The sequence below is a fragment of the Mesorhizobium sp. RCAM 05104 genome (assembly GCF_059683645.1).
Genome location: NZ_CM185033.1, coordinates 4,516,431 through 4,534,657 on the forward strand (window position 1 = coordinate 4,516,431; position 18,227 = coordinate 4,534,657).

The window sequence follows — 18,227 nt, forward strand, 5'->3', positions numbered from 1 at the left end:
AAGAATCGATCCGTGACCTGCAGATTAGGAAACTTCCTCCGATCATTATAGCTCAAGGCTTTGCCGTCGCCATGTCGCAGTCACTGCAGCGGCGAGGCCTCGGTATTCGCCAGCTCTGCGGCAACATCAGTCCTCGGGAACACGTGGCCGTAGGTGTCCATGATCAACGTGATGGAACTGTGGCCCAAACGCGCTTGCACCATCTTCGCCGGCAAACCCAAGCCGCCATATTCCCTGCGATTGATCAGCCATGACACCTAGAAATGGCTCAACGCGTGAAGGCCGGTGTGCTTGACCTGTAGGGCGGGCTGGCCTGCGGCGCCCTTGTCGCCTCGCGCTCCTGAGCGCCAGCAGGGCGACGCCGGCAGGCTCGTTTTTGCTGCTTGGTGGGAACCGTAATTGGGTTGCGGAGTTCACGTAGCGCGACCTTTGTAATGGAGGTAGCCATGAGGATTCAGCTTGCACCAGAAACCTGCAACGTTGCGGCTGCAGCCGACAGAATCTTGAGCGAGCCAAAGGGGGAAGTCCCCCTCTCTGTCACAGAGGCGGTTTCCCTACTCCGACAGAAAACCGGATCGATGCGATCGGATGCCGATCTGGGGGCTCTTATCGCAAAGATGGCTGCGGCTCGAGGCGTCGCCCTGGTGATGGACAGGAAGCCTGACCAATTCGTGCCTTGGTAAATGCCCAGCCCGGCTCTCGGGCCGGGCGGGCTTTTTTGTTCCGGGAGGGATAGGGCCCATTTGACTTGGATCAAGAGTCCGAGGAGCAGCACGACTTACGCTTTCACAAAAATGGGAGAGCGGCTCATGCCTTTCGATTCACTCGTCATCGTGATTTCTGTGTCTGCTGCATTCGTGTTCTTTTCCGCAGTCTTGGCATTTGGGCAGATCACATCCAGCGGCCGGTAAGCCCTGGCTGGCCCTCGTTAAGTCTCTGTCGCTGGCACGCTCACTCAGTGGCGAGTTTTGTCGCTCAGGTCGGCGGCCTGGCAAATTTGCGCTGCCGAACTCCTTCACTCCGCTGGCATATCAACCCGGAATCGGCACAACAACAGCACCTCAGAGCGGTCCTCTATCGTCCGGGCGGATCGGAAAATGCACCTCGTCCAGAGGCGACAACAAATCAAGCACGAGCGAGCGCAGCCAGCCTTGTTCGAGACTGGTCGTATCGCGTGAGCGCCAGTACAGGAACATTTCCACCAAAGGCATTTCGAAAGGCAGACGGAAGATTTCGAGCCCAAGCTTGTCCGCGACCGAAAGGGCGAAGCGGGTCGGCAGCACTCCAATAAGATCTGTCTGCGCAACGATCCGTCCGACTCCATAATAACCAGGCACGGACATTTGCACATGCCTTGCCCGGCCAATCCGTGAAAGGGCAGCATCCTCGAAATGGGTGAATTCCTCGGTCACCGAAAATATCACCTGTGGAAGCCCGCAAAACAGATCGAGTGGCAGGGTATCGCGCCGCCGCAATGATCCAAGCAGTCTATGGCCGCGCCGCGCGACCACGGAGTTAGACGCCCTGAATGCCGGGTTGCGCTCCACCCATGCCGGTGTGTCCACGCCGATCGACAACGCCATGTCGAAACGGTTCGCCGTCAGCATGGCGCCGAATGTCTCTGTTTCGGCTGCCAGCAGCTTGAGCCTGACATTTGGCGCTTGGATCGAAACGATGCCGGCAAGTCTCGGCATGAGCATTTCGTGAAAAAAGTCTGATGCGCCGATCACGAAATTTCGACTGATGTGAGCAGGGTCGAAATCGCCTCCACCCGAGAGAGCCGATTCAAGATTGTCCAGCGCCGAGCGGACTGGCTCCTGCAGCGACAGTGCGAAGTCGGTCGGCACCAGCACCTGCCCCTGGCGGACGAAAAGCGGGTCGTTCAGAACATCTCGCAAGCGCCGGAGGGCAGAACTGACCGCAGGCTGGCTGAGCCCGATCGATTCTCCCACGCGGGTCGTGTTGCGCATCGCCAGCATCCCGTCCAGCACGCGCAAGAGATTCAAATCAAAGGTTCGGAAATTCACACGGTCAATACCTAGGATAGCAACAATCAATTTCGATTATGCCGAAATTCGCACGATAAGTCACCACGACGCCGGCCGGCTTCGCTTGACCTGAACAGCACGAAGGAAAGCAAAATGTATCAGACTGTGGACGCATTCCCCGCCGGAACCTCTGTCTCATGGCTCCAGTCGGTGTACACCATCCTCATCACGCCAACTGAAACGAATGGTCTGCTCGGCATGTTCTCGGCTGTCGTGAAGCCGCAATCCGGCCCGCCTCGCCACATCCACCACAATGAGGACGAGATCATCCACATCGTTGAAGGGGAAGCCCGTTTCTGGCTTGAAGGCGAGAGCTTCATGCGTCAAGCGGGAGATACGGTGTTCATACCCCGTGGCAAGGAACACGCCTTCCTCGTTACCAGCGACACGGCGGCCCGCTTCGTGACGTGCGTGACGCCCGGAGGATTTGAGGGTTTCTTTGCCAGCGTCGCCAAGCAGGGACTCCAGATACCGCAGCACAAGGCGGAGATAGATGCGCTGGCATCTGCCTTCGGATGCGAATTCACCGGGCCGCCAATCCAGGCTGCCGCGTAAAGAAGCTGGAAAGCTGGATGTGCCGAGGCTGTGGGCTCAAATGCTCGCAGCTTCAACTAACCTATGGACATGTCGATCGAATTTTCGAGCCGACTGCCCTCGGTCATCTTTGCTGTGAAACCATGGTGATCCCGACAGGAATCGAACCTGTGACCTACAGATTAGGAATCTGCCGCTCTATCCTACTGAGCTACGGGACCACGCGGCCCGACACATAGACGCTTCGGATCGTTTCGCCAAGAGCCGGCCGAACGCAAATCGGCCAGCCCTTTCGGCGGATGGCATCAGGCAGCGAGTGCGGTTTCCGCCAGTTTCACCCAATAGCTCATGCCGTGCGGGATGACCTCGTCGTTGAAGTCGTAGGCCGGGTGGTGGAGGCCGGCGGTGTCGCCATTGCCGATGAAGATGAAGGCGCCGGGGCGGGCTTCCAGCATGTAGGAGAAATCCTCGCCACCCATCACTGGCTGGATGCCGCGGTGCACATGGGCATCGCCGGCGACGTTTGCCGCGACGTCGCTGGCAAAGACCGTCTCTTCGGCATGGTTGAAGGTCACGGGGTAGTTTGCCTGGTAGTCGACCTCGATCTTGGCGCCAAAAGCGGTCGCCAGCCCGTCGCAAATGGCGCGGATGCGTTCTTCCGCCTTCTTGGCGATTTCCTTCCTTAAGGTGCGCACCGTGCCGGCGATTTCGGCGGATTCCGGAATGATGTTGTAGGCATCGCCGGCGTGGAACTTGGTCACCGACACCACCACGGCCTCGACCGGGTCGGTGCTGCGCGAGGCGATCGTCTGAAGTGCACCGACCAGTTGGCTGGCGATGACGATCGGGTCGATCGTGCCGTGCGGCATCGCCGCGTGGCCGCCCTTGCCTTTCACGGTGATGGTGAACTCGGCCGTCGCCGCCATGATTGGACCCGGGCGGATGGCGAACTGCCCGACAGGCAGGCCCGGCATGTTGTGCATGCCGAACACCTTGGAGATGTCGAAGCGTTCCATCATGCCGTCCTTGACCATCTCGTTGCCGCCGCCGCCACCTTCCTCGGCCGGCTGGAAGATGACCGCCACCGAGCCGGTGAAGTTGCGTGTCTCGGCGAGGTATTTCGCGGCGCCCAACAGCATCGCCGTGTGGCCGTCATGGCCGCAGGCATGCATCTTGCCGGGAATGGTCGAAGCGTAAGGCTTGCCGGTGATCTCGTTGAGCGGCAACGCGTCCATGTCGGCGCGCAGGCCGATGGTGGGGCCTTCGCCCTGGCGGCCGCGGATGATGCCGACGACGCCGGTCTTGCCGAGGCCGGTCACCACGTCGTCACAACCGAAGGCTTTCAGTTTCTCGGTGACGAAGGCGGCGGTCTTGAAGACGTCGAAGTTCAGTTCTGGCGTCTGGTGCAGATGTTGGCGCCAGCCGGCGACCTCGTCCTGCATTTCGGCGGCACGGTTCAGGATTGGCATGATAATTCCATCTCGCTGTTCGAGCAGGCGGGTATTGCCCACCACCTTGCAATTGTGATCGTCAGGCACTTTGCCATGTTGGCGTCACATAGGGTAAATAGCACCGCAACGATGCGGTCCGGGTTTTGAGGGTCGGACCCATTATGCTGGCGATCGTGTAACGAAATCTTACGGAGCCAGGGGCGACTACGGCAAGAGGCGATTTCGGATTTGATCATGCGGCACAGGCATTTCCTCAAACTATTCTCGGCTGGCGCAATCGTGCTCTCGGCCGTGGCCGGGCCGGCGCAGGCCAATCCAGTGGTTCTGTTCGACCTGAACAGCGGCAAGATCCTGCAACAGCAGGATGCCTTCAAGCGCTGGTATCCGGCGTCGCTGAGCAAGCTGATGACCGCCTATGTGACCTTCCGGGCGATCGCGGCCGGCGAGGTCCAGCTTGATTCGCCGATCAAGGTGACGAAACACTCCGCCGCCGAGCCGCCAAGCAAGATGGGCTTCAAGCCAGGTTCGGTGATGCGGCTCGACAACGCGCTGAAGATGATGCTGGTCAAGTCGGCCAATGACATCGCGATGGCTGTCGGCGAGAATGTCGGCGGCTCGCAGGCTGCCTTCGCCGACCGCATGAATGCCGAAGCGGCCCGTCTCGGCATGACCGGCACGCATTTCGTCAATCCGAACGGGCTCTATTCGCCCGACCAGTACACGACGGCGCGCGACCTTGCCGTGCTGGTAATGGCGATCCGCCGGGAGTTTCCACAATATGCGCCATGGTTCTCGATCGAGGGTCTGGCCGTCGGCAAGAAGGCGATCCCGAACTACAATCTGCTGATCGGCCGTTATCCCGGCGCCGACGGCATGAAGACGGGCTTCGTCTGTCCGTCCGGCTTCAACATGATCGGCTCGGCGACGCGCAACGGGCGCACGCTGGTCGCGGTGGTGCTTGGCGAGAAATCGGCGGTCAGCCGCGCCGAAACGGCAGCGAAACTGCTCGATCAGGGGTTTGACACGCCGGCTGCCGGCTCGGCGACCATTGCCACGCTGGCGCCGTACGGCGACACCGTCTCGCCCAACGATATGCATGACGAGATCTGCAGGAAGAAGGCGCCGGAAGAGCAGTCCGAGGCACCGCCGGCTGCCGCCCCAAAAAACGTGCCGAAGTCGCCCTATCAGGAAAAACTCGACCATGTGCCGACGCTGGTTGCCGTCGGCCTCGGCGGCGCCACCGGCCCGGCGCCGAAGGCCATGCTTGACCAAGGCGGCCAGGAATATGCCGACGTGCCGATCCCAAGCTGGCGGCCTGACCGGCCGGCACCTGCCGGCGGCGATCCGACTGTGACGGGCTCGGCGGCCCAGGGCGACCAGCCGGTCAAGGTCGCGAATTAGAGCATGATCCCGAACCGAAGGTCCGCACCAGCGAAACTTGGAATCCGGTTTTCGGAAGAGATCATGCTCAAACAAAAAGTCAGAGCCTAATGGCGGACTTCCCGATCCCCGTCTCGGTGCTGACCGGGTTCCTCGGCGCCGGCAAGACGACCCTGCTCAACCGGCTCTTGAAGGATCCGGCACTGGCAGACACCGCCGTCATCATCAACGAGTTCGGCGAGGTGGCGATCGACCATCTGCTGGTCGAGCAGGCTTCCGACGGCATCATCCAGCTTTCGGACGGTTGTCTTTGCTGCACGGTGCGCGGCGAACTGGTCGACACGCTGGCCGATCTGGTCGACCGGCTGCAGACCGGCCGCATTGCCCGTCTCGCCCGTGTCATCGTCGAGACCACCGGCCTTGCCGACCCGGCGCCGGTGCTTCAGTCGATCATGGCGCATCCGGCGCTGGTGCAGGCCTTCCGGCTCGACGGCGTCATCACGCTGGTCGACGCGGTCAATGGCAATGCGACGCTCGATGCGCATGTCGAGGCGGTGAAGCAGGTCGCCGTGGCCGACCGCATCGTGCTGAGCAAAGCCGATCTGGTCACCGATCCGCGTGAACTGGAACCGCTGCGGGTGCGCTTGCGGCAAGTCAATCCGGGCGCCGAGTTGCTCGATGCCGCCGACACGGGGACGGGCGTGGCGGCTCTGTTTGACTGCGGCCTCTACAATCCGGCGACCAAATCCGCCGATGTGCGGCGCTGGCTTGGCGAGGAAGCGGCGCATGATCACGACCATCATGACGGCCATGATCACGCGCATGGCCACGACCATGACCATGGCCATGACCATGGCCATCGCCACGATCAGCGCGTGCGTTCCTATTCGCTGGTCCATGATGGGCCGGTGCCGTTTTCAGCGATTGAGATGTTTCTCGACCTTTTGCGCTCGGCGCATGGCGAACGCCTTTTGCGCATGAAGGGCGTCATCGAACTCAGTGAAGACCCATCGCGACCGCTGGTGGTGCATGGCGTGCAGAAGATCCTGCATCCGCCGGTGCAATTGCCGTTCTGGCCGGATGGCCAGCGCGGCACGCGGCTGGTGCTGATCACGCTCGACATGCCGGAAGACTATGTGCGCCGGCTGTTCGCCGCCTTCACCAACCGTCCGTCGATCGACACGCCCGACCGCGCGGCGCTGGAAAACAATCCGCTGGCGATCGCCGGGCGCTAGCTAAATTCTACGATCGCTGTTCGCCGCGCTCGACCAGAAAACGATGACCGCCCGCGACCGCCGCCGTTTCGACGAGGCGGTGGCCGCTGTCGGAACAGAATGCGGGGATGTCGATGACGGCCAGCGGATCGGTGGTTTCGATCCATAGCCTGCTGCCCGGGTGCATCCCTGCCAGCCGCTTCTTCGCCTTGAGTACGGGCAAGGGGCAGTTCAGCCCCTTGAGGTCATAGACAGCATCGCTCTTGGTCACGGCGGGAAAACTCAGCCGCCGAACATGCCGAGCAGCTTGTTCTTCAGCTTTGTTACCTTGCTCTCATCGGCACTCGCGGCCTGCGTTTCGGCTGCCGGCCCGGCCTCGGTGGGAGCGGTAATGGTGGCGGTGGCGACAGGCGCTTCCTTGGCGGCCTTGGCCGCTTCCTTCTCGGCCAGGGCCTGTGCCTTGGCGGCTTCCTTGGCCGCCTTGGCGGCCTCTATGGCAGCCAGCCTCTGCTCCTCGGCCTTCTGCTTGGCGGCCTTCTCGGCCTCGAGTGCAGCCATCTTGCGGCCGGCCGGCGAATCGATGCGGCCCATGCGCGCCGTCTCGGTGACCGAACCGTCGGAATTGAGCGACGGCGGATCGATCGGCACGCGCTCACCGCGAGCGCGGCGCTTCGACCAGTCGGAGACGATGCTGGCTTCCTTGATGCCGGCGATGGTCGGCTTGGGCGGCGGCACGCTGGCCTTGATCGCGCCGTTGAACGCAGCGTCGTAGGTGCTCATGTAGGAGTTGTAGGCGCTTTTCAGCGAATCCGGCTGCGTGGTCGCCGGGCAGGGACCCGTCGGATCGAACGTCTGGCCGTCGGCGGCAACCTGGTTGAAGACATAGCGCTTCTCGCAGACGTCGACCTTCGGCGGCACCTTGGTGATTTCGAAATTGTCGTAGCCGACCTTGAGCATCTTCCAGAATTCATAATTCGGGTCGTTGCGGTAGCGCGCCATGTTGGCGGCGGTCATGCGGAACGGAAAGGCCTGGATCTGGAATTCGGTCTGGCCACCCTGGAAGGCGTCGCGGCCGAAGGCATAAATCTGCTCGATCTGCGCGTCGGTCATCGAATAACAGCCGGACGATGAACAGGCGCCGTGCACCATCAGATTGGCGCCGGTGCGGCCATTGGCCCGGTCATAGGCATTGGGAAAGCCGATGTTGAAAGACAAATGGTAGTTCGAGCGCGGATTCATCTGCGACGGGCGGACTGTGTAGAAGCCTTCAGGCGCCTGACGGTCGCCTTCGGTGTATTTCGGCCCGAGCTTGCCTGACCATTTGCAGATATCGTAGCTCGCCACCATGTCGTAGCGGCCGTTGGTCTTGGCCTTCCAGATTTCGAGCTTGCCCTCTTCCTTGAAGATGCGGGCCATCACCGACGAGGTGCGGACCATGCCCTTGGCCTTCATATCGGCGAGGATCTTGTCGGGCAGCGGCTTGTTGGCCTCGGGCGCGAAATCCTTCATCGACGAATCGTTGCACCCGGCAACGCCGAGGGCGGCGATCAGGATTCCGGTGCGGGCAAGCTTTGCGAACATGGCTGCGGATATCGTCTTTTTCTCTGGCTCCGGGGCAATTCATGCCACGGCTACTGCACTGTGCGTGGACGGACCCTAAGCCCGTTAACCTTGAAAATTCCTTACCGCAAGTATCGACGCGTCCCCATACGGCAGTCTCATTGAGCCGAATGCAGCGGCATTTTTGTGGCAAAAATGCTCCGCGCCGCCACATTGCGGCGGGGCAAGGGTGCTTGTGGTCAGAGACTGCGGCCCATCGCTAGGTATTTCTCGCGGCGCTGCTCGCGGAAATCGGTGTTGGCGCCGGAAAATTCCTTCATCGTCTTGGCGATGAGATCGCCGGTCGCGGCGATCACGGTTTCGGCGCCACGATGCGCGCCGCCGAGCGGCTCGGGGATGATGGCATCGATGATCTTCAGCTCCAGAAGATCCTGCGCGGTGATCTTCATGTTGGTCGCCGCGTCCTTCGATCGCGTCGTGTCGCGCCACAGGATCGAGGCCGCGCCCTCCGGCGAAATCACCGAATAGATGGCGTGTTCCAGCATGTAGACGCGGTTGGCGGTGGCGATCGCGATGGCGCCACCCGAGCCGCCTTCGCCGATGACCACCGAGATCGACGGCACCTTGAGGCCGAGGCAAGCCGAGGTCGAACGCGCAATGGCTTCCGCCTGGCCGCGCTCCTCGGCGCCGACACCGGGATAGGCGCCGGCGGTGTCGACCAGCGTCAGCAGCGGAATCTTGAACCGGTCGGCAAGCTCCATGAGCCGCACCGCCTTGCGGTAGCCCTCCGGCCGCACCGAGCCGAAATTGTGTTTCAGCCGGCTGGTCGTGTCGGAACCCTTTTCCTGGCCGATGATCGCCACCGGCTCGCCGCGAAAGCGGGCGAAACCGCCGACGATCGCCTGGTCCTCGCCAAAATTGCGGTCACCGGCGAGCGGCGTGAAATCGTTGAAAAGGCCCTTGATGTAGTCGACGCAATGCGGCCGGTCGGGATGGCGCGCCACCTGCACCTTCTGCCACGGCGTCAGCGCCTTGTAGGCGTCGCGCAGCGCATCGCGGGAGCGCTTCTCGAGACGGCTGATCTCGTCGCCGACATCGACCGCCTCGCCATTCTCGGCAAGCTTCTTCAGTTCGAGGATCTTGCCCTCGAGGTCCTGCACCGGCTTTTCGAAATCGAGGTAATTGTACATGCTTGAGCGGACCGATACGTCGGAAGGCAATGGCTGACGGAACCCTGAAATGCGAGGCTCCGGGCGGTGAAACGTCGTCCTCACATAGCGATATGAGGCCTAGTCGGCAAGCGGATGATGATCGTTGACAAGCCGCACCAGCCGCTCCTCCAGCACATGGGTATAAATCTGTGTCGTCGATATGTCGGCATGGCCGAGCAGTTGCTGCACGGCCCTGAGATCGGCGCCGTTCTGCAACAGGTGGCTGGCAAAAGCATGGCGCAGCACATGTGGCGATATCTTGGCCGAGGCGATGCCGGCCCTGGCGGCCAGTCCTTTCAGGTCACGGGCAAAGACCTGGCGCGAGAGATAGCCGCTGTCGGAGGCGGCCGGAAACAGAAACGGACTGTCGCCGAAGGCCGGCACCCTGGAGCGGGCGGCAAGCCAGATCTTCATCGCCGTGCGCGCCTTGGCCGAGAGCGGCACCATCCGCTCCTTATCGCCCTTGCCGCGCACCATGAAGAAACGATCGTCGCGCTGCGCCACCGTCACCGGCAGGCCAACCAGTTCGGAAACGCGTAGGCCGGTGGCGTAGAGCACCTCGACCAGCGCATGCAGGCGCAGTGCCGCCAGACTGTCGCTGTCGTCGAGTCCGGCATCGCCGGCTTCGGTCGCGGCGCGGTCGATCAGCCGGCCGGTGTCGGCCTCGCTCATCGTTTTCGGCAGCGGCCGGCCCTTTTTCGGACTGTCCAGCGTGCCGGTCGGGTCATCGCCGCGCAGGCCCTCGGCATAGAGGAATTTGAAGAACTGGCGGATCGCCGACAGCTTGCGCGCCTGCGAGGTTGGCGCAAAGCCGCGCGCGGCGATATCGTCGAGATAGGCGCGGATATCGGCGACAGCGGCACCGGCGAGCCCGCCAGCGATCTCGTTGGAAGCGTCCTCGAGGTCGCGGCGATAGGAGGAAAGCGTGTTTTCGGCAGCGCCCCGCTCGACGCTCATCATTTCCAGGAAGGCTTCGATGCGGGCAGCGCTGTTCATTCAGCTTTTCTTGTCATTCAACTTTTCTTGGGATTGAGCTTTTCCGGCGGGATGCGCACGCTCATTTCCGCCTTCTTGGGCTCGACGAACATCACCAGCGCGAACATCGTACCATAGGCAATGCCAGCCAGAATCGCGAGTGTCACGACAAAGCGAAACAGTGTCGGCATCAATTTTCGCCCGTCTACTTGTTCTGCGTTTCCAAACCCTGTCCCCTTATGGGACGCCAATCCGGCCAATTCAAGGAAGAAGCTGAGGCCTGTCAGCAACTTCCGATGCGGACCTTGCCAGCTCATATCAGGCTCGGGTGCTTGCCAAGCTTGACGCAAACGGGCTTTTCATGTCGATACGCCGGCAAAGAGGGCCCTGGAAACATCCGATGAACGCGCTACCGGCAAATCCTCCAGGCGAGAACCACGCCGCGCTGCTTGGCCGGCTGGGCAGCCGTTCCATCGTCTTTGTCGGGCTGATGGGCGCCGGCAAGACGGCGATCGGTCGCAAGGTGGCGACGATGCTGGCGCTACCGTTCATCGACAGCGACCAGGAGATCGAAAGTGTCTCGCGGATGACTGTTCCGGAGCTGTTCGAGCGCTACGGCGAGACCGAGTTCAGGGCCCTGGAGCAGCGCGTCATCCTGCGCGTTCTGGAAAACGGCCCGCAGGTGCTGTCGACGGGCGGCGGCGCCTTCATGAACGCGCAGACGCGCGAGGCCATCGCTGCCCATGGCGTGTCGGTATGGCTGAAGGCCGAGCTCGACCTTTTGATGGACCGCGTTTCCAAGAAGCAGAACCGGCCGCTGCTGAAAAGCGCCGATCCCCGCGCCGTGCTGGAACGGCTGATGGACGAGCGCTATCCGGTCTACGCGACATCGGACGTCACCGTGCCGACCCGCGACGACCGCAAGGAGGTTATCGCCGCCGAGGTGATCGAGGCGCTGTGCCGGCATTTCGGCATTGATGAAATTGCCGCCACAGGCGAGGTACGATCGTGAGCACCGATGAACCCGTTGTTGTCGAGGTCGGGCTTGGCGACCGGACCTACGACATCCTGATCGGCTCGGGGCTGCTGTTGCGCGCCGGTGCCGAGATTTCGCGCCGCCTGCCAGGCACGCGCGCCGCCGTCGTCACCGACGCCAATGTCGCGGCGGCACATCTCGACGCACTGAAAGCAGGTCTCGAAAAGAGCGGCATCCAGCCAGCCGTCATAACGTTGCCGCCCGGCGAGAAAACCAAGAGCTTTGCCCATCTCGAAGAAGTGGTGGACGGCGTGCTGGCCGCCAGGCTGGAACGCGGCGACATCGTCATCGCCCTGGGCGGCGGCGTCATCGGCGACCTTGCCGGCTTTGCCGCCGGCATCGTGCGCCGCGGCATGAATTTCGTGCAGATCCCGACCTCGCTGCTGGCGCAGGTCGATTCCTCGGTCGGTGGCAAGACCGGCATCAACAGTCCGCGCGGCAAGAACCTGGTCGGCGTCTTCCATCAGCCGAGGCTGGTGTTGGCCGATACCGAGGTGCTCGACACGCTGCCGATCCGCGAATTTCGCGCCGGCTATGCCGAGCTTGCCAAATACGGGCTGATCGACCGGCCAGAGTTCTTCGGCTGGCTGGAGCAGAACTGGGGCAAGGTGTTCGCTGGTGGACCGGAGAGGGCGCAGGCGATTGCCGAAGCCTGCCGCGCCAAGGCCGACGTGGTCGCCCGCGACGAGTTCGAGACCGGCGACCGCGCGCTGCTCAATCTCGGCCATACGTTCGGCCACGCGCTGGAAGCCGCCACGCACTACGATGGAACCCGTCTCGTCCATGGCGAAGGGGTCGCCATCGGCATGGCGCTGGCGCATCGGTTCTCGTCGCGGCTCAATCTGGCCAGCCCCGACGACGCGGTGCGCGTCGAGGCGCATCTGCGCGCCGTCGGCCTGCCGTGGCGGATGGCCGATATTCCGGGCGACCTGCCGGATGCCGAGGCGCTGCTGGCCTTCATCACGCAGGACAAGAAAGTGTCACGCGGCGCGCTGACGTTTATCCTGACGCGCGGCATCGGCCAGGCGTTCATTGCCAAGGACGTACCGGCTTCCGAGGTGCTGTCGTTCCTGAAAGAGAACCATCCGGGCAACAGGAAAGCCGGCTGAGATGAACAACGAGACCGGCTGGATCGTCGTTGCTGTCCTTGCCGTCCTCATCCTGCTGGCCGTTGCCTTGCGCACGCGCCTGCTCGCCATGTTCGGCTATGAGCTGCTGCGCATCGAGCCGCAGCGGTCGAGCCAGGACGAGCTGCGCGGCGCGGTCGACGATTTCCGCCGCGACGGCCAGGTGGTGCGCGAGGATCGCGACCGTGTCGGCAGCCTGTTCGACCTCGAAGAGCTCGAAGTCTCCGACATCATGGTGCACCGCACCAACATGCGTTCGGTCAATGCCGACAATCCGCCGGAAGCGGTGGTGCGCGAGATCCTGCAGAGCCCGCACACCCGCATGCCCCTGTGGAAGGGCTCGCTCGACAACATCGTTGGCGTGCTGCACGCCAAGGACCTGCTGCGCGCGCTCAATGAAGTCGGCAACGATTTTTCCAAGATCGATGTGATGAAGATCGCCTCGAGACCGTGGTTCGTGCCCGACACCACGACCTTGCAGGAACAGCTCAATGCCTTCCTGCGCCGAAAGGCGCATTTCGCCGTCGTCGTCGACGAGTATGGCGAGGTCGAAGGGCTGGTGACGCTGGAAGACATCATCGAGGAGATCGTCGGCGAGATCGCCGACGAGCACGATGTCGATATCCAGGGCGTCAAGCAGGAGGCCGACGGCTCCGTCGTCGTCGACGGCAATGTGCCGATCCGCGACCTGAACCGGGCGCTCGACTGGAACCTGCCGGACGAGGAGGCGACCACCATTGCCGGCCTCGTCATCCATGAGACGCAGTCGATTCCCGAGGAGAAACAGGCTTTTACGTTCCACGGCAAGCGCTTCGTCGTGATGAAGAGAGACAAGAACCGGATTGCCAGGCTGAGGATAAGGCCAGCCGGCGATGCCTAGGATGATCGATCGGCGAACCCTTTTTTTGGCTTCGATGGCGGCTTTTCTGCCAGCCACGGCTTTCGCGGCTGGGCGCCAGCCGGCACCATCTCCCAAAACCTTCGACTATGGCCCTGCCAAGCTCGACATCTATGCGCCTGATGGCGCACGCGGCCTGCCTGTGGTCTTCTTCGTCCACGGCGGCGCCTGGCGGCTCGGCAAACGCAGCCAGGTGAATGCCAAGCCGGCTTTCCTGCTCGCCAACGGTTTCTGCTTCGTCTCCATCGACTATCGCATGCTGCCCGAGGCCGATGTCGCCACCCAGGCCAGCGATGTCGAAAAGGCCTATGCCTATGTGCGCGCCAACATCGCGCAGCATGGCGGCGACCCCAACCGCATTGTCGGCATGGGCCATTCGGCCGGCTGCCATCTGATTGCATTGACCGGCATGCGCGGCGGGCTGCCTGGCGTCGCAGCACTCATTCTCGACGACACCAGGGCCTATGATCTTGCGGCGCTTTCCAGGAATGGCGGCATGGTCCGGGCCTATGCGCGGGTCTTTTCCGATCCCGCGCAATGGGCTGCCCTGTCTCCGGCCAGCTATGTCGACGGCCGCCGGCATCCGCCAACCTTCATCGCCTATTCGCGGGCGCCTGGCCGTGGCGAGGACTCGAAGGTCTTTGCCCAGCGCCTGCGCGCCACCGGCACAAAGGTCACGCTGTTCGACGGCAGCGCCTATACGCATATGTCGATCGACCGCGATTTCGGCGAGGGCGGCGACGCGCTGACCACTGCTGCGCTGGCGTTCCTGAAAGCGACGGTCGGCTGAGCGGATACAAGAACTGGATCAATCAAAGATGGCGGCGGGATATTGCCGCGCGGGCGTTCGCAGGTGCAATTGCTCCATCTATTTGTTTCATCGCAATTCCGACGGAAGACCGCTCCACACTTTTCCTGGAATTGCTCCTAATCGTCAGATGGGAGAGAATTTCATGAATGGCGCCGATGTCCTGTGCGACGTGCTGCTGGCCAATGACGTGACGGTCTGTTTCGCCAATCCCGGCACATCCGAAATGCATTTCGTTGCCGCGCTTGACCGCAAACCCGAGATGCGTTGCGTGCTCGGCCTGTTCGAAGGCGTGGTGACCGGTGCCGCCGACGGCTATGCGCGCATGACCGACCGCCCCGCGGCGACGCTGCTGCATACCGGCCCGGGCTTGGCCAATGGCCTAGCCAACATGCACAATGCCCGGCGCGCCTTGAGCCCGATGATCAACATTGTCGGAGACCACGCTTCCTACCATCTGGCGCTCGACGCTCCGCTGACCAGCGACATCGAGAGCCTGGCGGCGCCAATGTCGAACTGGGTCGGCCGCGTCGACGGTCCGGCTGATGTCGCGCCGGCGGCCGAGGCGGCCTTCCGCGCTGCGCTGACACCTCCGGGCGTCGCGACGCTGATCCTGCCGGCGGACGCGGCCTGGGGCGAAGTTGGCGCGGCCTCGGTCGGCAAGGTCAAGCTTGCGCCGCCGCCCGCCGTCGACATGGATGCCGTGCGAAAGGTGGCCGCTGCGATCCGTGCCGCTCCAGGCCGTGCCGGCATGATCGTTCGCGGCCGAGCGGCGCGGGCCGACGCGCTTGAAATCGCCGGCCAGATCTCGACAGCCGGCGATGTCCGCCTGCTCAGCGAGGTCCTAATCGCCCGGATGCAACGCGGGCGCGGGCGTGTCGCGCCGAGCCGCATCCCCTATCCGGTCGATGCGGCGACTGCGGTGCTCAGGGAGATCGACGTCCTGATCCTGGTCGGGGCGAAGGAGCCTGTTGCCTTCTTCGCCTATCCGGGAAAACCCGGACGGCTCGTTCGCGACGGCTGCCAGGTGCTGACGCTTGCCGGCCATGGCGACGATCTGCAGGCGGCGCTGGAAGCGCTTCGCGACGAGCTCGGCATAAAGCCGTCGCAACAAACGGTGTTTGCCACCGCGTTCCCCGACGAGGCAACGCCGAGTGGCAAGCTGACGGAAGATGCCATCGCATTGTCGGTGGCGCGAAAGCTTCCCGTGGATGCAATCGTTTGTGATGAGGCGATCACCTCGGCGCGGCGTTTCTTCGCGCTATCGGCCTTTGCCGCGCCGCACGACTACATGATGGGCACGGGCGGATCGATCGGCGGAGGCATTCCGATGGCTACCGGGGCGGCGATCGCCTGTCCCGGTCGCAAGGTGATCAACCTGGAGGCCGACGGCAGCGGCATGTACACGGTGCAGGGACTGTGGACGCAGGCGAGGGAAAACCTCGACGTGGTGACGATCGTCTTTTCCAACAGGACCTATGCGATCCTGCATGGCGAAATGCGCAATGTCGGTGTCGGCGCGATCGGCGAGAATGCCAGACGAATGCTCGACCTCGACCATCCGTCGCTGGACTGGGTTTCGCTGGCGAAAGGCATGGGCGTGGAGGCGGCCCGTGCCGACACGTGCGAACGGTTCGACAGGCTTCTGGACGGTGCCTTGTCGCGGCGCGGGCCGTTTCTTATCGAAGCAGTGCTCTGAGCGCCGCGGAAGGCGAGGGCGGCCTGGCCTACCAGCGGGTCTTTTCGCCGGGAGCCGCCGGTTCGATCGCCAGCGCATGCACGCCGGCCTTCAGTTCGTCGGCAAGCAACTCGTTGACGGCGCGGTGGCGGTCGATGCGGCTCATGCCGGCAAAGGCGGAAGCGACGACGCGGACGCGAAAATGCGTCTCGCCGGTGCCATCATAGGTGCCGTGATGATCGGAGCCAGAATGGTGATGGCCGGCATGGAGATGGCTTTCGTTGATGATGACCAGCCGGTCCGGCGAAAATGCCCTGTTGAGCTTGTCTTCCATGGTCGTCTGTATGGACATCGCTGTCTCCCTTCACCACATATGGCTGGCGAGCAGCCCATAAAACCGGAATCGCTTCTGACAAAAGCCGCTGACGCGCAACAAAATCCGCCATTCGCCCGCTTTATGCCGCGATTCAGCGGTTAGGGCGATCATCGCGAAAATGTCAATTCTTGTTTCGCATCTGCGAACGCCCCATAAATGGGTGAGATGAAGCCGTACCCCAAATATTTCGAGAAGATTCGCATCCGCCCGGAGAAGGATGCGGAGCTGAAGTCGCATTCGCCGATCTGCCAGTGGGACGGCTGCAAGGAGGCCGGCACCCATCGGGCGCCGGTCGGGCGCATGAAGGAGGGCGAGTATTTCCGCTTCTGCTTCGATCATGTGCGCGAGTACAACAAGGGCTTCAACTATTTCTCCGGCGTGCCGGACACCGAGGTCGCGCGCTTCCAGAAGGAAGCGATGACCGGCCACCGGCCGACCTGGAAAATGGGCGTCAACGGCGCCTCGACGCGTTCGTCGCCCGATATGGCGCAGATGCGTTCCGGCCGCGCCGGCTACTACAATCGCATGCGTGACCCGTTCGACCTGTTCAAGGGGCCGAAGGATCCGCGCGAGGCGCGTGAGCGCAAGGCCAAGCCGCTTGAGGCCAAGGCGCTGGAAACGCTTGGCCTTGATACAAAGGCGACTGGCAAGGAGATCAAGGCGCGCTATAAGGAACTGGTGAAGCGTCACCATCCGGATGCGAATGGCGGCGACAGAGGTTCGGAAGACCGGTTCCGCGATGTGCTGCAGGCCTATCGCGTGCTCAAACAGGCGGGCCTGTGCTGAGCGACCTTTCGGTCGGGGTGTTTTTCCAACTTTCATAAGATTGGAAAAGGCTCTAAGACCGCCCCCGAACAAAATCGATTGCCGGCGAAATCAGGCGTTTCGCCCGTGGAGACGTTGAGAGATATGAACAAGGTCGATCGCGACATCGCCAACCTGCCCGACACCACGGTGTCAGTGAAGGAAAAATTCGGTTTCGAGTCCAAGATGGTGGTGCCGGCCTATTCGGCGACCAGCGAACATGTGCCCGACATCGATCCGGACTATCTGTTCGACAAGAACACGACCATGGCGATCCTGGCGGGCTTTGCCTACAACCGCCGCGTCATGGTGTCGGGCTATCACGGCACCGGCAAGTCGACCCATATCGAACAGGTCGCCGCCCGCCTCAACTGGCCTTGCGTGCGCGTCAACCTCGACAGCCATGTCAGCCGTATCGATCTCGTCGGCAAGGACGCGATCGTCGTCAAGGACGGCTTGCAGATCACCGAGTTCCGCGACGGCATCCTGCCCTGGGCCTATCAGCACAATGTCGCGCTGTGCTTCGACGAGTATGACGCCGGTCGCCCGGACGTGATGTTCGTCATCCAGCGCGTGCTGGAATCGTCGGGCCGGCTGACGCTGCTCGACCAGAGCCGCGTTATCCGCCCGCATCCGGCGTTCCGGCTGTTTTCGACCGCCAACACGGTCGGGCTGGGCGACACCACCGGCCTCTATCATGGTACCCAGCAGATCAACCAGGCGCAGATGGATCGCTGGTCGATCGTCACCACGCTGAACTATCTGCCGCACGACAATGAAGTCGCCATCGTGCTGGCCAAGGCCAAGCACTATCGCGACGGCAAGGGCAAGGACATCGTCAACAAGATGGTGCGCGTCGCCGACATGACGCGCTCGGCCTTCATCAATGGCGATCTATCGACCGTGATGAGCCCGCGTACGGTCATCACCTGGGCCGAGAATGCCGAGATCTTCGGCAATATCGGCATGGCGTTCCGGCTGACCTTCCTCAACAAGTGCGACGAATTGGAGCGCTCGGTGGTGGCCGAGTTCTACCAGCGCGCCTTCGGCGAGGATCTGCCCGAGAGCGCCGCCAACGTGGTGCTGGGCTAAGAGCGCGATGCCGGAAGGTCATATGACTTGTCCGG

Annotated in this window: 19 protein-coding genes and 1 tRNA gene; 10 read left to right on the forward strand and 10 right to left on the reverse strand. The window is 62.6% G+C overall.

What is annotated here, in order from left to right:
• Positions 1-80 precede the first annotated feature (80 nt).
• Positions 81-257: a site-specific integrase gene (locus AC56QP_RS22130; protein WP_489858056.1), complete on the reverse strand. Its 177-nt coding sequence runs from the start codon at positions 255-257 to the stop codon at positions 81-83.
• Between the two features lie 804 nt (positions 258-1,061).
• Positions 1,062-2,057, reverse strand: coding sequence for a LysR substrate-binding domain-containing protein (locus AC56QP_RS22135; RefSeq protein WP_489858055.1), 996 nt, complete (start codon positions 2,055-2,057; stop codon positions 1,062-1,064).
• 141 nt (positions 2,058-2,198) lie between these two features.
• Between AC56QP_RS22135 and AC56QP_RS22140 the strand changes: the two genes are divergently transcribed.
• Positions 2,199-2,603: a cupin domain-containing protein gene (locus AC56QP_RS22140; protein ID WP_497103660.1), complete on the forward strand. Its 405-nt coding sequence runs from the start codon at positions 2,199-2,201 to the stop codon at positions 2,601-2,603.
• A 123-nt stretch (positions 2,604-2,726) separates the two neighbouring features.
• On the opposite strand, the gene AC56QP_RS22145 is transcribed toward AC56QP_RS22140, so the two are convergent.
• Positions 2,727-2,803 (reverse strand) — tRNA-Arg (locus AC56QP_RS22145).
• Between the two features lie 84 nt (positions 2,804-2,887).
• Entirely contained in the window at positions 2,888-4,051 is a 1,164-nt protein-coding gene (locus tag AC56QP_RS22150) for a M20 aminoacylase family protein (protein ID WP_489858053.1), read from the reverse strand.
• 216 nt (positions 4,052-4,267) lie between these two features.
• On the opposite strand from AC56QP_RS22150, the gene AC56QP_RS22155 reads away from it, so the two are divergent.
• Positions 4,268-5,434, forward strand: coding sequence for a D-alanyl-D-alanine carboxypeptidase family protein (locus AC56QP_RS22155; protein ID WP_489858052.1), 1,167 nt, complete (start codon positions 4,268-4,270; stop codon positions 5,432-5,434).
• An 89-nt stretch (positions 5,435-5,523) separates the two neighbouring features.
• Entirely contained in the window at positions 5,524-6,648 is a 1,125-nt protein-coding gene (locus tag AC56QP_RS22160; RefSeq protein ID WP_489858051.1) for a CobW family GTP-binding protein, read from the forward strand.
• A gap of 7 nt (positions 6,649-6,655) precedes the next feature.
• Here AC56QP_RS22160 and AC56QP_RS22165 read toward each other — a convergent pair whose 3' ends face one another.
• From AC56QP_RS22165 to AC56QP_RS22185, 5 genes are all read right to left on the reverse strand, one after another.
• Positions 6,656-6,898: a sulfurtransferase TusA family protein gene (locus AC56QP_RS22165; protein ID WP_489858050.1), complete on the reverse strand. Its 243-nt coding sequence runs from the start codon at positions 6,896-6,898 to the stop codon at positions 6,656-6,658.
• 11 nt (positions 6,899-6,909) lie between these two features.
• Positions 6,910-8,208 (reverse strand): L,D-transpeptidase family protein, encoded by a 1,299-nt coding sequence (locus AC56QP_RS22170; RefSeq protein ID WP_489858049.1) that lies wholly within the window; start codon positions 8,206-8,208, stop codon positions 6,910-6,912.
• A 218-nt stretch (positions 8,209-8,426) separates the two neighbouring features.
• Positions 8,427-9,377 (reverse strand): acetyl-CoA carboxylase carboxyltransferase subunit alpha, encoded by a 951-nt coding sequence (locus AC56QP_RS22175; RefSeq protein WP_091584785.1) that lies wholly within the window; start codon positions 9,375-9,377, stop codon positions 8,427-8,429.
• Positions 9,378-9,476: 99 nt separating this feature from the next.
• Positions 9,477-10,394, reverse strand: coding sequence for a site-specific tyrosine recombinase XerD (locus AC56QP_RS22180; protein ID WP_489858048.1), 918 nt, complete (start codon positions 10,392-10,394; stop codon positions 9,477-9,479).
• Between the two features lie 17 nt (positions 10,395-10,411).
• The gene (locus AC56QP_RS22185) at positions 10,412-10,564 is read right to left on the reverse strand and encodes a histidine kinase (RefSeq protein WP_256751812.1); all 153 of its coding nucleotides are present in this window, start codon (positions 10,562-10,564) and stop codon (positions 10,412-10,414) included.
• 209 nt (positions 10,565-10,773) lie between these two features.
• Here AC56QP_RS22185 and AC56QP_RS22190 point away from each other — a divergent pair, with 209 nt between their 5' ends.
• The 5 genes from AC56QP_RS22190 to AC56QP_RS22210 all read left to right on the forward strand — a co-directional run bounded on the left by AC56QP_RS22190 (position 10,774) and on the right by AC56QP_RS22210 (position 15,941).
• Positions 10,774-11,385 (forward strand): shikimate kinase, encoded by a 612-nt coding sequence (locus AC56QP_RS22190; RefSeq protein ID WP_489858047.1) that lies wholly within the window; start codon positions 10,774-10,776, stop codon positions 11,383-11,385.
• Positions 11,382-12,518, forward strand: a complete 1,137-nt coding sequence (gene aroB / locus AC56QP_RS22195) for a 3-dehydroquinate synthase (RefSeq protein ID WP_489858046.1) — start codon at positions 11,382-11,384, stop codon at positions 12,516-12,518. The genes AC56QP_RS22190 and aroB overlap by 4 nt, the downstream gene beginning before the upstream one ends.
• 1 nt (position 12,519) lies before the next feature.
• Positions 12,520-13,416: an HlyC/CorC family transporter gene (locus AC56QP_RS22200; RefSeq protein ID WP_489858045.1), complete on the forward strand. Its 897-nt coding sequence runs from the start codon at positions 12,520-12,522 to the stop codon at positions 13,414-13,416.
• A gap of 1 nt (position 13,417) precedes the next feature.
• The gene (locus tag AC56QP_RS22205) at positions 13,418-14,224 is read left to right on the forward strand and encodes an alpha/beta hydrolase (RefSeq protein ID WP_489858044.1); all 807 of its coding nucleotides are present in this window, start codon (positions 13,418-13,420) and stop codon (positions 14,222-14,224) included.
• 163 nt (positions 14,225-14,387) lie between these two features.
• On the forward strand, positions 14,388-15,941 hold the full coding sequence (locus tag AC56QP_RS22210; protein WP_489858043.1) for an acetolactate synthase large subunit: 1,554 nt from the start codon (positions 14,388-14,390) through the stop codon (positions 15,939-15,941).
• 28 nt (positions 15,942-15,969) lie between these two features.
• Here AC56QP_RS22210 and AC56QP_RS22215 read toward each other — a convergent pair whose 3' ends face one another.
• Positions 15,970-16,272, reverse strand: a complete 303-nt coding sequence (locus AC56QP_RS22215; RefSeq protein ID WP_489858042.1) for a BolA family protein — start codon at positions 16,270-16,272, stop codon at positions 15,970-15,972.
• A 180-nt stretch (positions 16,273-16,452) separates the two neighbouring features.
• On the opposite strand from AC56QP_RS22215, the gene AC56QP_RS22220 reads away from it, so the two are divergent.
• Both AC56QP_RS22220 and cobS read left to right on the forward strand, forming a co-directional pair.
• On the forward strand, positions 16,453-17,082 hold the full coding sequence (locus AC56QP_RS22220) for a J domain-containing protein (protein WP_091584801.1): 630 nt from the start codon (positions 16,453-16,455) through the stop codon (positions 17,080-17,082).
• A 123-nt stretch (positions 17,083-17,205) separates the two neighbouring features.
• The gene (gene cobS, locus AC56QP_RS22225) at positions 17,206-18,192 is read left to right on the forward strand and encodes a cobaltochelatase subunit CobS (RefSeq protein WP_091584803.1); all 987 of its coding nucleotides are present in this window, start codon (positions 17,206-17,208) and stop codon (positions 18,190-18,192) included.
• Positions 18,193-18,227: the final 35 nt, after the last annotated feature.

Excerpts from the sequence above, each read along its gene's own strand:
- AC56QP_RS22175 (WP_091584785.1), bottom strand. The coding sequence starts at position 9,377 with ATGTACAATTACCTCGATTTCGAAAAGCCGGTGCAGGACCTCGAGGGC.
- AC56QP_RS22155 (WP_489858052.1), top strand. The coding sequence starts at position 4,268 with ATGCGGCACAGGCATTTCCTCAAACTATTCTCGGCTGGCGCAATCGTG.
- AC56QP_RS22190 (WP_489858047.1), top strand. The coding sequence starts at position 10,774 with ATGAACGCGCTACCGGCAAATCCTCCAGGCGAGAACCACGCCGCGCTG.
- AC56QP_RS22185 (WP_256751812.1), bottom strand. The coding sequence starts at position 10,564 with ATGCCGACACTGTTTCGCTTTGTCGTGACACTCGCGATTCTGGCTGGC.
- AC56QP_RS22215 (WP_489858042.1), bottom strand. The coding sequence starts at position 16,272 with ATGTCCATACAGACGACCATGGAAGACAAGCTCAACAGGGCATTTTCG.
- AC56QP_RS22150 (WP_489858053.1), bottom strand. The coding sequence starts at position 4,051 with ATGCCAATCCTGAACCGTGCCGCCGAAATGCAGGACGAGGTCGCCGGC.
- AC56QP_RS22200 (WP_489858045.1), top strand. The coding sequence starts at position 12,520 with ATGAACAACGAGACCGGCTGGATCGTCGTTGCTGTCCTTGCCGTCCTC.
- cobS (WP_091584803.1), top strand. The coding sequence starts at position 17,206 with ATGAACAAGGTCGATCGCGACATCGCCAACCTGCCCGACACCACGGTG.
- AC56QP_RS22210 (WP_489858043.1), top strand. The coding sequence starts at position 14,388 with ATGAATGGCGCCGATGTCCTGTGCGACGTGCTGCTGGCCAATGACGTG.
- AC56QP_RS22205 (WP_489858044.1), top strand. The coding sequence starts at position 13,418 with ATGATCGATCGGCGAACCCTTTTTTTGGCTTCGATGGCGGCTTTTCTG.
- AC56QP_RS22160 (WP_489858051.1), top strand. The coding sequence starts at position 5,524 with ATGGCGGACTTCCCGATCCCCGTCTCGGTGCTGACCGGGTTCCTCGGC.
- AC56QP_RS22180 (WP_489858048.1), bottom strand. The coding sequence starts at position 10,394 with ATGAACAGCGCTGCCCGCATCGAAGCCTTCCTGGAAATGATGAGCGTC.
- AC56QP_RS22170 (WP_489858049.1), bottom strand. The coding sequence starts at position 8,208 with ATGTTCGCAAAGCTTGCCCGCACCGGAATCCTGATCGCCGCCCTCGGC.
- AC56QP_RS22220 (WP_091584801.1), top strand. The coding sequence starts at position 16,453 with ATGGGTGAGATGAAGCCGTACCCCAAATATTTCGAGAAGATTCGCATC.